This is a genomic window from Proteobacteria bacterium CG1_02_64_396 (assembly GCA_001872725.1).
Classification (GTDB): domain Bacteria; phylum Pseudomonadota; class MNWR01; order CG1-02-64-396; family CG1-02-64-396; genus CG1-02-64-396.
Window position 1 is genome coordinate 40,693 of record MNWR01000007.1, and the last position, 13,392, is coordinate 54,084.

14 protein-coding genes and 1 tRNA gene are annotated in these 13,392 nt (G+C 63.3%); 11 read left to right on the plus strand and 4 right to left on the minus strand.

What is annotated here, in order from left to right; genetic code table 11:
• Window positions 1–19: 19 nt before the first annotated feature.
• From AUJ55_00495 to AUJ55_00535, 9 genes are all read left to right on the plus strand, one after another.
• Window positions 20–259: a FeS-binding protein gene (locus tag AUJ55_00495; GenBank protein ID OIO61332.1), complete on the plus strand. Its 240-nt coding sequence runs from the start codon at window positions 20–22 to the stop codon at window positions 257–259.
• A 28-nt stretch (window positions 260–287) separates the two neighbouring features.
• Entirely contained in the window at window positions 288–1,220 is a 933-nt protein-coding gene (locus AUJ55_00500; protein OIO61333.1) for a cysteine synthase A, read from the plus strand.
• Between the two features lie 33 nt (window positions 1,221–1,253).
• Window positions 1,254–2,063: an adenylyltransferase gene (locus tag AUJ55_00505; protein OIO61334.1), complete on the plus strand. Its 810-nt coding sequence runs from the start codon at window positions 1,254–1,256 to the stop codon at window positions 2,061–2,063.
• 88 nt (window positions 2,064–2,151) lie between these two features.
• Entirely contained in the window at window positions 2,152–2,955 is an 804-nt protein-coding gene (locus AUJ55_00510) for a phosphoadenosine phosphosulfate reductase (GenBank protein ID OIO61335.1), read from the plus strand.
• A gap of 70 nt (window positions 2,956–3,025) precedes the next feature.
• Window positions 3,026–5,269, plus strand: a complete 2,244-nt coding sequence (locus AUJ55_00515) for a hypothetical protein (protein OIO61336.1) — start codon at window positions 3,026–3,028, stop codon at window positions 5,267–5,269.
• 111 nt (window positions 5,270–5,380) lie between these two features.
• Window positions 5,381–6,550, plus strand: coding sequence for a sulfate adenylyltransferase (locus AUJ55_00520; GenBank protein ID OIO61337.1), 1,170 nt, complete (start codon window positions 5,381–5,383; stop codon window positions 6,548–6,550).
• A 65-nt stretch (window positions 6,551–6,615) separates the two neighbouring features.
• On the plus strand, window positions 6,616–7,890 hold the full coding sequence (locus AUJ55_00525; protein OIO61338.1) for a hypothetical protein: 1,275 nt from the start codon (window positions 6,616–6,618) through the stop codon (window positions 7,888–7,890).
• Between the two features lie 85 nt (window positions 7,891–7,975).
• Window positions 7,976–9,025, plus strand: a complete 1,050-nt coding sequence (locus AUJ55_00530; GenBank protein ID OIO61339.1) for a hypothetical protein — start codon at window positions 7,976–7,978, stop codon at window positions 9,023–9,025.
• Complete coding sequence (locus AUJ55_00535; protein OIO61340.1) at window positions 9,022–9,558, plus strand: hypothetical protein; 537 nt, start codon at window positions 9,022–9,024, stop codon at window positions 9,556–9,558. The genes AUJ55_00530 and AUJ55_00535 overlap by 4 nt, the downstream gene beginning before the upstream one ends.
• Before the next feature lie 16 nt (window positions 9,559–9,574).
• Here the strand turns inward: AUJ55_00535 and AUJ55_00540 are convergent, their stop codons facing one another.
• The 4 genes from AUJ55_00540 to AUJ55_00555 form a co-directional block, all read right to left on the minus strand.
• Window positions 9,575–10,306: a hypothetical protein gene (locus AUJ55_00540; GenBank protein ID OIO61341.1), complete on the minus strand. Its 732-nt coding sequence runs from the start codon at window positions 10,304–10,306 to the stop codon at window positions 9,575–9,577.
• Window positions 10,307–10,456: 150 nt separating this feature from the next.
• A complete protein-coding gene (locus tag AUJ55_00545; protein OIO61342.1) occupies window positions 10,457–10,897 on the minus strand; it encodes a hypothetical protein in 441 nt (146 codons plus the stop codon).
• A gap of 563 nt (window positions 10,898–11,460) precedes the next feature.
• The gene (locus AUJ55_00550; protein OIO61343.1) at window positions 11,461–12,024 is read right to left on the minus strand and encodes a hypothetical protein; all 564 of its coding nucleotides are present in this window, start codon (window positions 12,022–12,024) and stop codon (window positions 11,461–11,463) included.
• A gap of 152 nt (window positions 12,025–12,176) precedes the next feature.
• Window positions 12,177–12,746, minus strand: a complete 570-nt coding sequence (locus AUJ55_00555; GenBank protein ID OIO61344.1) for a hypothetical protein — start codon at window positions 12,744–12,746, stop codon at window positions 12,177–12,179.
• A gap of 172 nt (window positions 12,747–12,918) precedes the next feature.
• Here AUJ55_00555 and AUJ55_00560 point away from each other — a divergent pair.
• A tRNA-Ala gene (locus AUJ55_00560) sits at window positions 12,919–12,994 on the plus strand.
• Window positions 12,995–13,099: 105 nt separating this feature from the next.
• Window positions 13,100–13,387, plus strand: a complete 288-nt coding sequence (locus AUJ55_00565) for a hypothetical protein (protein ID OIO61345.1) — start codon at window positions 13,100–13,102, stop codon at window positions 13,385–13,387.
• The last annotated feature ends 5 nt before the right edge of the window (window positions 13,388–13,392 follow it).

The following is a 13,392-nucleotide window of genomic DNA, read 5'->3' on the forward strand; positions in this document are numbered from 1 at the left end:
CCCGAACGAGGGGACTGAGATGAACAAGAAGATCTACCTAACCTTCCCCCCCGAGCAGATCTCGGAGCCGGTCATCTACAACATCGGCCACAAATTCGAGGTGGTGACCAACATCCGCACCGCCTCGATCTCCCCCCAGGTTGGGGTGGTGGGGTTGGAGTTGTCGGGGGAGCCTGACCAAATCGAGGCGGCCATCGCCTACATCGAGTCCCTGGGCATTTTGGTGGAGCCTATCGAACTCGACGTCATCGAAGGCTGAGTCGCTCACGCATTCATCGGAGTTCGTCATGAGCCAGATTTACGATTCGATCGTCGACACTGTGGGCAACACCCCCTTGATCCGCCTCAACCGGGTGACCGAGGGGTTGGGGGCCACCGTGCTCGCCAAGGTGGAGTTCTTCAATCCCCTGGCGTCGGTGAAGGATCGCATCGCTCTGGCGATGATCGAGGCGGCTGAGCGCTCCGGCGATCTCAAGCCGGGCGGGCTGCTGGTGGAGCCGACCTCCGGCAATACCGGGATCGCGCTCGCTTTTGTGGCAGCGGCCAAGGGTTACCGGTTGATCCTGACCATGCCCGAATCGATGAGCCAGGAGCGGCGCAAGATGCTGGCGCTGTTGGGGGCCGAACTGGTGCTCACCCCCGCCGCTTTGGGGATGAAGGGCGCGGTCGAGAAGGCCAAAGAGATCACGGCCCAGACTCCGGGGGCGGTGATGCCCCAGCAGTTCGAGAACGCCGCCAACCCCGCAGCCCACGAGCGCACCACCGCCGAAGAGCTGTGGCGCGACACCGACGGCAACATCGACGCCCTGGTGGCGGGGGTGGGAACCGGCGGCACCATCACCGGGGTGAGCCGGGTGATCAAAACCCGCCGCGAGGGTTTTCAGGCCATTGCGGTGGAGCCCGCCGATTCGCCGGTGCTCGAAGGGGGTGCTCCGGGGCCGCACAAGATTCAGGGGATCGGCGCCGGATTCGTGCCGGGTGTGTTGCAGCGCGATCTGATCGACGAGGTCTTGCCGATCACCAACGACGAGGCCTTCGCCATGGCGCGAAGGATGGCGCGTGAGGAGGGTATTCCGTGCGGAATCTCCAGCGGAGCGGCGGTCGCCGCAGCGCTGAAGGTGGCCGCCCGGGACTCCATGGCGGGCAAAACCATCGTGGTGATTATTCCCAGCTTTGCCGAACGGTATCTTTCCACCGACCTCTTCGCAGGCTTGGCCTGACGGTCGGGGCTTCAAACGAAAGTCATAAAAAAAATGAACTTCACCGAAGAGCAAATCGAGCGCTACTCGCGCCACATCATCCTTCCCGAGATCGGCGGCCACGGTCAGGCCAAGCTGCTGGGGGCCAAGGTTTTCATGATCGGCGCCGGCGGCCTGGGCTCCCCGGTCGGGCTCTATCTGGCGGCTGCCGGGGTTGGCACCCTGGGAATTGCCGATGCCGACCACGTCGACCTGTCGAACCTGCAACGGCAAATTGCCCACCGCACCGACACCGTCGGGGTCGATAAGGTCGAGTCGATCAAGCGGACCATCAACGCCATCAATCCCGATGTGAACGTGGTGACCTACCCCGAACGCATCACCGCCGACAACATCCTGTCGATCATCCGCGACTACGACATCGTGGTGGACGGCTGTGACAACTTCCCGACCCGGTTTTTGGTCAACGACGCCTGCTTCTTCGAAAAGAAGACCCTGGTCTCGGGGGCGATCTTCCGTTGGGATGGTCAGGTGACCACCTTCCGTCCTCACCAGGACGAAAACGGCCCCTGTTACCGCTGTCTCTACCCTGAGCCCCCCCCTCCTGGGCTGGTCCCCTCGTGTTCGGAGGCTGGGATTTTGGGCGCCATCGCCGGGATCATCGGCACCATCCAGGCGGCCGAGGTGGTCAAAGAGATTCTTGGGGTTGGCCGCTCGCTGTCGGGCAGCTTGATGATTTACGACGCCTTGGATGCCCACTGGCGCAAGGTGAAGGTCCGCAAGGATCCCCATTGCCCCCTGTGTGGTCCCAACCCCACGGTGCGTGAGCTCATCACCTACGACCAGGCCTGTACCATCGGTTAAACAGTCGAATCCATACCGCAAAGGCGGGGCGCCTCGTGCGCCCCTCTTTTGTACCCTAGCCATAAGTAAATTTTAGAGGCCAATTAAAATGATCTCTTCAAATAAGCTACACAACGACTTCGAGCAGTTCGTCGCCCACCTCAACGCTCAGGAGGGGGAGATCGTCTTCGCCTCCTCCCTGGGGGCCGAGGATGTGGTCATCCACCACCTGCTGGCTCAGGTGAAACGGCCGGTGCGCATCATCACCCTAGATACCGGGCGGGTCTTCCCCGAGGTCTATTCCCTGATCCCCAAGCTCGAAGAGAAGTACAACCAGAAGATCGAGATCGTCTTCCCCGAGCGCAGCGATGTGGACGAATTTGTCGGCAAGTACGGCATCAACGGCTTCTACCATTCGGTCGAGGCCCGCAAGGGGTGCTGCCAGGCTCGCAAAATCAAGCCGCTGCGCCGCGCCCTGGCCGGAGCCGGGGCTTGGATCACCGGGGTGCGTCGGGAGCAGAACGACCACCGCAGCACCATCGAGATGAAAGAGGACGACACCGTCTTCGGGCTGACCAAGTTCAACCCGCTCATCAATTGGAGCCAGGACGACGTTTGGGACTTCATTCGCGCTCAAGGCATCCCCTACAACCCGATGCACGACCGCGGTTTCCCCTCCATCGGCTGCCAGCCCTGCACCCGGGCGGTGGGGGAGGACGAGGATCCCCGCGCCGGGCGTTGGTGGTGGGAGTGCCGCAATTCGGGCAAGGCCGAGTGCGGTCTGCATTGGAACCCCGAGACCGGCAAGGCGGAGGCGACCTGCAAGGATCGCCCCCATGCCGCCGCAGCTAAGAAGGAGGAAAAACCCTCCTTGACCAAGCTGCAACCGGTCCATTTCGGCGCCCATTGGTAAACACGGTCGGGGTTTGTGTCTGACATGCCCGATGCAGGCCCCCACCGCTTTCCCTCTCCAGGAGGTTGAAATGACAACACCCGTCTGGGTCGATCGCGACGAGATCGACCGACTTGAACATACCCGCGTTGCTTCTCTGAACGGCAACGTCAGCGACGCGGTTTGGAACACCGAACGTCTGAAGCAGGGGATCTACGGTCAGCGTCAACCCGACGTGCACATGGTTCGCGCCAAACTGCCGGGGGGATCGATCTCCCCTCGGCAGCTGCGCGGTCTGGCCGATATCGTCGAGGCCGAGGCGATTGATGAGCCGCTGCTCCACGTCACCACCCGGCAGGATCTGCAATTCCACTACATCCGCCCCGAACGGCTCGCCCCGGTGCTGCACAAAATGGGCGACTTGGGGCTGATTTCGCGCGAGGCCTGCGGCCACACGGTGCGCAATGTGACCACCTGCGCCCTGGCGGGGCGTTGCCCCCGTACTCGGGTCGACGGCCACGAGGTGGTCAGCGCCGTCATCCTGCATTTTTTGCGGCACCCCCTGGGGCAGAACCTGCCGCGCAAATTCAAGATCGCGGTGGCGGGGTGTGAGTCGGACTGCGCCCTGGCCCCGATCAACGATGTTGGCCTGACCCCCACCGAGGATGGCTTCTTCCTGGCCGCTGCGGGTGGTTTGGGGCAGGCCCCCAAACCGGCGATCCCGCTGGGAAGCCTGCGCGACGAGGAGGTCTACCCCGCCATCGAGGCGCTGCTGCGCATTCACCATCGCCACTCCGACCGGGAGCGCCGAGCCCGCGCCCGGCTCAAATTTGTGGTCGAGTCGATGGGGAGTGAGGCCTTCCAGGAGCTTTACTGGGAGGAGCGGGAGAACGTCGCCCCCTTCCATAGCGCCCAAGGGGGCGAAAGCTGGGCGCGTCGTACCCCCGATTTAACTGCGCCGGTCCCAGGTGTCAGCGGTTGGACCAAGCAGATCGACGGCAAGTGGGCTCGCGGCGTGGCGCTGCACAAGGGCGATCTCACACCCGCCCAGGCGCGGCAACTGGCCGACTTGGTCAGCGGTTTGGGGCTCGACGAGATTGTCCTGACCCAGGCTCAGAATCTGGTGATTGTCGATGTACCCGAAGCGCACAAAGGGGTGATCGACGAGGGGGTATTCGGCATTGAGGCTTTGATCCCCGCCGACATCGGGGTTTGCCCCGGTGCGGCGACCTGCCGTTTGGGCATCACCCGCTCCCGCGATCTGGCCGATTCCGTCGCCGATCTGCCCTTGGGCGATCTCAAGGTGCGGATCTCCGGTTGTGCCAACGGCTGCGGCCACCACGCCATCGCCGACTTCGGTCTGCATGGCTTGGCCCGCAAGCGCGACGGCCATTCGATTCCTGCCTACCAGATTCACGTGGGCGGTTCGGCCAGCGGCACCATGGTTCCGGGTCGCTCCTTGCCCCTGGTGGCGGCGGTTCATGCCCGCGAGGCGCTCAGCCGGTTGGTGGCCGCGTACAACATTGAGCGGCGCGAGGGGGAGTCGGTGCGGGGTTGGGCCGAACGGATTGGCCCCGAAACCCTTGAAGGTTTGGTGGCCGAGTTCGCCCCCGGCGAGGGGGAGCTCGAAGGGTTGCTCTTCGACTGGGGCTCCTTCGACCGCTTCTCGACCAAAGAGGTGGGCAAGGGGGAGTGCGCCGCCGCCCTGGTTTCGATGATCGGCGCCCACATGGGCGAGGCGATCTACGAGTTGGGCCATGCCCAAACCCTGGCCGCCAAGGGGAGCGTCGCCGCCATCGAATTCGCCCATCGCGGCGTGGTGGCGGCGGTCCGCGCCCTGCTCACCTTGCGCGGTGAGGAGGAGGGCTCGTGGCAGTTCGGCGAGGAGGAGGCGCTGGCCGCCTTCGAGCGGGGACTGCAAAACACCGAGATGGTGCGCATCCACTTCACCCAGCTTTATGCCGCGCTGCGCCGCGCCCATCGGGGCGAGGTCGAACCCTTCGTGGCGATTGCCGCCAAGGTGATCGAGACGGTGCGCCGTGCGGTCGAAAGTCGCGACGGCAGCGACAATCTGCAACCCCCACCGCCCCCCAAGGTGGAGGCGGTCGCCCCCGAGACGGTGCTCGATCTCAAGGGGGTCGGCTGTCCGATCAACTTCGTTAAAACCAAGCTGCGGCTGGAGATGATGCCGGCCGCCAGCAAACTCACCGTCCTGCTCGACGACGGCCCCCCCATCGAAAACGTCCCCCTGAGTTTGGAGGGGGAGGGGCACGCCATCGAGGTCAAAGAGCCGTTTGAGGATCGTTGGAAAATCGTGGTGCGTAAGAAGGGGTAATTCCGGTCATACGGGGGGGCGGGAGCGCCGATCCAGCCTACTCGGTCCCGGAATGACGGCGCCATGTTTGCGACCTAAACGCCTGTATGGCCCAGAAAACAGAGGAACACCATGCAATTGATTCCCCCCCACGGCGGACGCCTGATCAACCGTTGGGCCGACCTTGAAGATGTGCAGGTCCAGGCGATCCTGGGCCGACCCAATCCACTGAAGATCGAACTCGACGACGTGCGGCTGTGCGATCTGGAGTGTCTGGCCGACGGCGCCCTCTCCCCCCTCGAAGGGTTTATGGGGGAGAAGGAATACCATCAGGTGCTCGATGTGATGGAGCTGCCCGAGGGGCTGGTTTGGCCCTTCCCCATCGTTTTGCCGGTGACCCAGGCGGTGGCGAAGCAAACCGAGCCGGGGCAGAAGGTGCTTTTGACCGGCGCCGGGCAAACCCTGGGTTGGATCGAAGTGAGCGGGTACTTCAAACGCAACCCCACCAAGGAGGCCAACCGGATCTACGGCACCCTGGAGGAGGATCACCCCGGCGTGAAGCGGGTGATGTCGGAGCCGGAGTACGCCCTGGCGGGATCGGTGACGGTGGTCCGTCTGCCCGAGCGACCCTTCCCGGAGCAACGACTCACTCCGGTCCAGACGCGGGCCGAGTTCGTCAAGCGGGGCTGGAAAACGGTGGTCGCTTTTCAGACCCGCAATCCGATCCATCGGGCCCACGAATACATCACCAAGTGCGCCCTTGAGGTGGTCGACGGGTTGCTCATCCACCCACTGGTGGGGACAACCAAAAGCGACGACATCCCGGCCGATGTGCGCATGAAGTGCTACGAGCGGTTGATGCGCGATTACTACCCAGCCGACCGCACCATGCTCTCGGTTTTTCCGGCGGCGATGCGTTACGCCGGGCCGCGTGAGGCGCTCTTCCACGCCATCGTGCGCAAGAACTACGGCTGTACCCACTTGATCGTGGGACGCGACCACGCCGGGGTGGGCGACTACTACCATCCGTTTGCCGCCCATGCGATTTTTGACCGTTTCGAGCCGGGCGACATCGGTATCATCCCGCTGCGTTTCGACGCCACCTTCTATTGCAAGCAGTGTGCAGCGATGGCGTCGTACAAAACCTGCCCCCACGATGGGGAGCACCATGTCGCCCTGTCGGGGACCAAGGTGCGCAAGATGCTCGGCGAGGGGGTCCACCCCCCGGCGGAGTTCTCCCGCCCCGAGGTGGCGGCGATTTTGGTCGAGTCCTACCGGCAACGGTTCGATCCCGGGATTTGAGGAATTGCTCCTGGTGACGCAGACAAGGCCGGCCGCAAGGTCGGCTTTTTTTTGGGAGAAATGCCATGAGCAAAAATCATGGTTTGTTCATCGCGGCGTTGATCGCCGTCGTCCTCTGGTTCGCCCAGCCCTGGATCGCTCCGGCCTGGAGCGCAACCTCGTGGCATGCCCTGGTCATCGCCCTGTTCGTCATGGCGTTGTGGGTGGGGCAGTTTTTACCGTTGCCGGTCACCGGTCTGCTCGCGGTCACCCTGATCGTGGTGGCCGGGGTTCTCCCCGCCAAGGCCGCCTTTGCCGCGTTTGCCCAGCCGACCCTGTTTTTCATCATCGGCGCCCTGGCGCTGGCGGTGGGGGTGGAGGAGAGCGGCCTGGGGCGCACCATCGCCTGCAAGGTCTTCCACGCCGCCAAACCGACGGTGGGGGGGGTGCGGCGCGCCACCCTATGGGGGAGCGCGGCGCTGGCGCTGGTGATTCCCGAACACGCGGTCGCCGCCGTGGTGATCCCCATGGCGACCCAGATCATCCCCAAGGGGAGCAAACACCCCAGCATCATCCTGGCCGCCGCTCTGGGGGCGGTGATCGGGGGGATCGTCACCTTCCTGGGGGGCGCCCGGAATATTCTGGCGGTGTCGATCCTTGAGGAATTCCAGGGGACGGGGATCGCCCACGGCACCTGGATCCTCGACGCCCTGCCGGTGGCGGCCTTGATTCTGCTGCTGGCCGATCTGCTGCTGACCCGTTTGGAACCGGGTTCGACCCCTTTGACCCTTCCCGAACATTGCCCAACGACTGCGCAGGGAAAACGTATGGCTTGGGTCATGGCCGCCGCGATTGCCGCCTGGGCTTTTTGGGGCGAAACGGTGGGGCTGGCCCCCATCGCCCTGGCCGCCACGGTGGCGATGGTGGTCTTCAAGGCGGCCAAGTGGGAGGCGGTTTCTAAGCATCTGCCCTGGGGGGTGGTGCTGATGTTCGGCGGGGCGCTGGCCATGGGGGGGGCGCTGGCCCAAAGCGGGGCGGCGGCCAACATCGCCGCCTACACCCCCGATTCGGTGGGTCTTGCCGCCGCCATGTCGATGATTTTGACCCAGGGGATCAGCAACGCCGCCGCCGTGGCGACCTTGCTGCCCATCCTGTTGCCCGGCTCTTCCGATCCCATCGCCACGACCCTGGCCATCGCCCTGGGTGGAGGGCTCGCCTTCGCCCTGCCGATGGGCGCGCCCGCCATTGCCATTGCCTGGGCGACCGGGCAGGTGACGATGGGACAACTGGTGCGCATCGGGGTCACCTTGGGGATCGCCTCGTGGTTCATCCTCATGGGGGCAGCCGCTTGGTGGTGGTGAGGTAGGTCGGACAGGTCGGACCTGTCCGACCCTCCCCTTTCGAGGTTATCCTGACCCCCCGTCACGGATTCCCCCGGAGCCCACCATGGACCTCTACCGTCCCCGCGATACCTCGGGCCTGAAGCCCATCCTCTACTTCCACGCCATGGCCCACCTCGGCATCGAGGGGTTGGTGATCGTCGAACCGAGCGACCGTTTCGTCAGCGTCGGCTTCTTCGACGACACCGCCAAGATCGTCGATCTCGACCGCTGCCACGCCCTGGGTTTGCCGGTGATGCGCCGCGAGGTGGGGGGCGGGGCGGTGCTCCTCGGTCCCGGCCAGGTCTTCTACCACCTGGTGATGCAGCGGGGCAGCCACGGCATTCCGGTGCAGGTCGACGAGGCCTACAAGGTGCTCTCCATCCCCCCCATCGAGACCTATGCCCACTTCGGGGTCGAGGCGCGCTACCGCCCGATCAACGACCTCATCACCCCCGAGGGGCGCAAGATTTCGGGGCAGGGGGCGGCCGACATCGGCAAATGCTTCGTCTTCGTTGGCTCGATCCTGCGCCATTTCGACGTCGCGACGATGACCCAGGTGCTGCGGGTCCCCGACGAGAAATTCCGCGACAAAATCTTCAAAACCATGGATGAAAACATGAGCTGGCTGGAGCGGGAGAGTCAGGCCCGCCCCACCTCGCGGGAGGTGGGCGACGTGCTGGCCGCCTCTTTTGGCCGATTGCTTGGTCCGCTGCATGAAAAGGTGCTCCCCCCCGAGGCGATCACACTGGCCGAGCAACTGGGGGGGGAATTCACCAGCGACGAGTTTTTGTTCGAAGAGACCCCCCGCCGCCACGAGGCGATCAAGATTCGGGAGGGGGTCTATCTGCGCCAGGGGATGCACAAGGCGCGGGGGGGATTGATCTGGGCCGAGGTCGAGGTGGCGGAGGATCGCATCGCGGCGCTCAAGATCGGTGGCGACTTCACCTTCATCCCCAAGGGGGACTTTGCGCCGCTGCAAGACCACCTGATCGGCGCCCCCTTCGAGGTGGAAACGGTGGCCAGCAGCATCGCCCGTTTCATGGCCGAACGTGCCGTCGAAACGCCGGGGGTGCTTCCCTGCGATTTTGCCCAAGCGATTGTGGGGCAAGGATGATCGGCAAGCTGATCTTCATCGCGCTGCTGCTGGTGTTTGGGGCGGCGATGTTCATGGCGGGGATGTGGGCTCCAGAGACGGTGCGGGGACCGGTCTCGTCGGGACTGAGCAAGGTGTTGCCCGCCACCGCGTTGCCGGGGGCTCGCCCGAGCGGTCCGAACCTCGTTACCTCAGGCACTCCGAGTGGGCAAGAGGCCACCACCGATCAAGAAACCCCACCCCCTCGCTACGATACCCTGCTCCCTCCGGTGCCACCCCCAGAACCCGGAGATTATGTCATCCAGCTGGGGCTCTACGCTTCGGGCGAAGCGGCGGACGCGTTGGCGGCCAAGGCGGCGAGGTTGGGGCTGGAGACGGCCCAGGTCGAGGTGGTTGATCGCCACGCAGAGCACTGGATCGTGTTGATCGCCGGTAGCTTCAAGGGCCCTGCCGAGGCTCAGGGGATGCAGGTCGAATGGGCCCAGATGCTGAATTTGCCGCCGCCGCTACCGCTCCTGTTGCTCCCTCCTCCACCCCCTCCGGCAGGCTCCTGAGCGAGACGGCAACAAATCACTCCCAATCCATCCCTCCACCCGATTCATCCGAACCACCCTGCGGGGGGGCGGGATCAACGACCCACTGTTGCCACAACTCAGGATGGAGCACCACCCAGACCCCGCCAATTGCGACCACCAAGGTGAGCAGTGCCACCCACAGAGGGCGCAACTGGGGGGCGGTGGCATGGGGGGGGAGTTGGGCGGCGGTTTTGAAGCCGCTGATCATGGTGGCGATCAGGTCGTCCCCATGTTTGCGATGGAAGAGCACCGCCGAAACGTGGGTGACAACCACACCGAGGATGCCCCAGTACAGGATCGAATGCAGGGTCGTCAGCTGGCCTGAAACGGTGGATGAGACCAAGTGTTTCAAAGGGCCGGAGACGATAACGTCGTCGCTGGCGAAGAGTCCGGCGGTGCACTGCGCCAGCAGCAAGGTGAGCAGCAGCAGCACCGACCACCCTCCCACCGGGTTGTGGCCAACACTCAAGGGGGGGTGGCCTGTCAGGGTGGCACGCAGGGCGGGAAGCACGGTGTGTGGCCCTTGAATCAGCGGCAGCAACCGGGCCGTTTCGCTGCCCCACACCCCCCACATCAGCCGGAAGAACAGCAGCGTCAACACCGCAAATCCCCCCCACTGATGCCAGGTCAACATCGTGTCGCCGAAGCGCTGGGTGAACCAGGCCGAGAGGACGAGGGCGACCAAGAGCCAATGGAACAGGCGGGTGGGGAGATCCCAGATCTTCATGGCGGGCCTAACGGGGGTTGAAGCGGAAGACCAAGGCCGTCTCACGCGAAGGGCGCGAAGGGTACGAAGAAGAGCAACACCAAAACAAAAACCGAGGTTTCTTGGTTGACTTCGCGCCCTTCGCGCGAGACGACTTTTTAAGTCGTTACGTCACTTGCTTTTGAAGTCGTCGTGGCAGGCTTTGCAGCTTCCACCCAGACGTTTGAATGCGTCGATTTGGGCCTGGCGGTCGTCGCCCTGCGCGGCCTGAACCATGGCGTCGGTGGCAGCGGCGGCATCCTGGCCCGCCTTTTTGAACTTCTCGGGTTGTTCCCAAATGGCGGGGGCCGCCTTGGTTTCGCCGGTTCCGGAGCCGGGGGGGAAGGCGTTGCCAAGGTGGGCGAAGGCATCCTTGATCCCTTGGGCGTGGAAAAGCACATCCTTGGTGGCGCCGTGGCCGAGGAAGAGGATCGAATGCAGCGCCGTCATGTGGCCGGAGGCAATCTTAAAGATGCCGTGGCGATGGACGATGTCGGGGTTGGTCTCGCCAGCCCAGGCGGGAGCGGCAAACAAGGCGGTTGCAACGCAGATGGCAGCGACGAAACGTTTCAAGGGTATTCCTCCTGATGGGTCGAAATTGAAGCCGTCAGGGCTTCAAGGCAAGGGGCAACGGGGCCCCGAGAGGGCGATGATCCCCAAGGTTCTCTCCGAGGATCGGATGGTGGGAATCCCATTCTATGGGGTGGCGATGCGGGGATTCCCGATTGCAGGTCTGGATTTGCACGCGCTGTGAACGACAAAAGGCATCGAAAGATGCCTTTTGTCGTTCACAGCGTGAAGGGGGTGGGCCCGATCTTTTCTTAAATTTGCCCGAGAGGTCTAAGGAAGCGCTGATTGATTGGCGCTTCCGATCGGCCCAGGGATGGGCCGCCAAAATAGCGCAGTCGTAGGAGGCGACCTAAGTCGCCGAAGCTCTGCTGATTTTGCAAGCGAAGCCAAAACCATCGCCGCCTCATGGCGCCGACTTTTGGTTTTTGCGTCGCGTGCCGATTCAAGGCAGGAGCCTTTCATCAGCGTTTCCCTGAAGGCGGCTACGTTCACGCAAACAAAAAATACCGGTGTACGGTGAGAGCCAGCGCGGGGGGGAGGTTTGTTCGGAAGACGGGTCGGGTTGCCTAAAACCGAATTCCCAGATCGAACGCAGCGGTCACCACCCGGATCTTTCCCCCCGAATTGGGGAAATAGGTGGTTTCGTAACCCTGGGTGGGACGTGCGCCCAAGGCGAGGTTGAGCACCACGGTCGATCCTTGATAACCAAAGCCCAGGATCCCCTCGACCCCGCCGGCATTGTAACTGGCCGTGCCGACCACCCCTGAGATGTGGTCGGAATAGCCCCCCAGACCGATGTAACCGTTCCACCCCTGGCGCCAATTCGTCCCCAGCAAAAGCGACAACTCCCCCCCAGTCATTTTGACGCTGCTTCCCCCCAATGGGCTGGCTTTGCTGCCACCGCTCCCCTTGAGCATGTAGTAGCGCAACTGAAAGGCGAGGTTGTCGCTGGCGGGAATCAAAGCCTGAAGCCCAGGGCCGTTCAGCAGGTCGGTGGTGTTGGCGCTGCTGGTGTCGACCACCTGCATCGCCATACCCGAAACCCCAATCGAGGTGGCGGGAATCTCTCGGGCTTGAGCAGTGGCGGCGCTGCCGAGGATCAGCAGCAAAGCAATGGCGGAGCGGGACATGGCGGCACCTGTTCGTCAAAAAGCGTCAAGAATGGGACGGCGCATGAAACGTGGATGGGGTGGGTGGGGCAGTGACGATGATTGCAGGGGGATGCTACGGGGTATCTTCAGCCGGGCCAAGGAACCCCGGCCCGGCTGAAGATCAAGCGGGATCAGAAGAAGAAGGACAGATCCAAGGAGGCCGATGAGGCAGCCGTATTGCCGGTCCCGAAGAAGATGTCAGTGTCGTATTTGCTGGCGGACCGAATCGCTACAGAAAAATCGATGGCGAGGAAGCCGCCGTTATAGCCAAGCCCAAGCACCCCCATGCCGCCGGAGAAGGAGTTCGAGCTGGCACCCGAGGTCGAATTGCCGAATTTTTCAGAAAATCCACCCGCCCCAACATACAGATTGCCCCCCTGGGCCCAATTCGTGCCGAAGAGAATGGCGAAATCGGCGCCCGTGAGGGTGATGTTATTGCTGCTCAGAATGGTCCCTTTGCCGTCCTGAACCCCTTTTAGGGAATAGAAGTGTGCCCGCAGAGCTATGGTTTCATCGAAGGGGAGGGTGCCCACGAGGGCGCCGCCCGAGAAGGTGTCGGTCGTCGAAATAATGTCGGTGTTGACGATGGCGACGGCATAACTGCCGATACCGATCGAGGCGCGCGGGCCATCCTCGGCTTGAGCCGAGAGCGGCGCTGCGAGAGCGAGAAGGACTGCGGCGGTCGTGGCGATTCGTTTCATGATCTCTCTCCTTGTCTATGAACAGCTGTGCATGGCGCCGACGGCGCTACGTTCAAATGTGAGAAAATCCTAAACACGTTGGGGCCTTGCTGCCAAGGTGGATCCCTTACACCCCCCATCTTGACGCTGCCACCCCTTCCTGCTTTCATTCGCGCCCTTTTTTGCAGGGCATGGGGCCGTAGCTCAGTTGGTAGAGCGTCTCGTTCGCAATGAGAAGGTCAGGGGTTCGATTCCCCTCGGCTCCACCATATTTACAAAATCCCAGAAGAGCACCGACATCCCTCGGTGCTTTTTTTGTTTTCGGCTCCTACAAAACTCGGAGCCACTCCTCGTACCGCACAAAGGAGGTCCCCGTGGCACTGGACGTCCAACGGGTTGCCCAGGTGGCGACCCTCTCCCGTTTGGCTTTGAGTCAAGAGGAGCAGACCCGCATGGCGGGGCAGCTCTCCGCCATCCTCGAATACATCGACCACCTGCAAGAGGTCGATACCGACGGGGTCTCCCCCTCCGCCGCCAACATCGACCGGCAGACCCCCATGCGCGAGGACGTCGTCAGCAACGGAGACATCCGCGACAAGCTGATCGAACGGGCCCCGGCCAGCGTCGAGGGCTGTTTCCTCGTTCCGCCGGTCATCGAATAAAGGAG

What these genes read in the sequence shown, in the direction of transcription:
- AUJ55_00535 (OIO61340.1), top strand. Translation starts at nt 9,022, where the DNA reads ATGATCGGCAAGCTGATCTTCATCGCGCTGCTGCTGGTGTTTGGGGCG.
- AUJ55_00500 (OIO61333.1), top strand. Translation starts at nt 288, where the DNA reads ATGAGCCAGATTTACGATTCGATCGTCGACACTGTGGGCAACACCCCC.
- AUJ55_00505 (OIO61334.1), top strand. Translation starts at nt 1,254, where the DNA reads ATGAACTTCACCGAAGAGCAAATCGAGCGCTACTCGCGCCACATCATC.
- AUJ55_00540 (OIO61341.1), bottom strand. Translation starts at nt 10,306, where the DNA reads ATGAAGATCTGGGATCTCCCCACCCGCCTGTTCCATTGGCTCTTGGTC.
- AUJ55_00520 (OIO61337.1), top strand. Translation starts at nt 5,381, where the DNA reads ATGCAATTGATTCCCCCCCACGGCGGACGCCTGATCAACCGTTGGGCC.
- AUJ55_00525 (OIO61338.1), top strand. Translation starts at nt 6,616, where the DNA reads ATGAGCAAAAATCATGGTTTGTTCATCGCGGCGTTGATCGCCGTCGTC.
- AUJ55_00530 (OIO61339.1), top strand. Translation starts at nt 7,976, where the DNA reads ATGGACCTCTACCGTCCCCGCGATACCTCGGGCCTGAAGCCCATCCTC.
- AUJ55_00515 (OIO61336.1), top strand. Translation starts at nt 3,026, where the DNA reads ATGACAACACCCGTCTGGGTCGATCGCGACGAGATCGACCGACTTGAA.
- AUJ55_00555 (OIO61344.1), bottom strand. Translation starts at nt 12,746, where the DNA reads ATGAAACGAATCGCCACGACCGCCGCAGTCCTTCTCGCTCTCGCAGCG.
- AUJ55_00550 (OIO61343.1), bottom strand. Translation starts at nt 12,024, where the DNA reads ATGTCCCGCTCCGCCATTGCTTTGCTGCTGATCCTCGGCAGCGCCGCC.
- AUJ55_00495 (OIO61332.1), top strand. Translation starts at nt 20, where the DNA reads ATGAACAAGAAGATCTACCTAACCTTCCCCCCCGAGCAGATCTCGGAG.
- AUJ55_00510 (OIO61335.1), top strand. Translation starts at nt 2,152, where the DNA reads ATGATCTCTTCAAATAAGCTACACAACGACTTCGAGCAGTTCGTCGCC.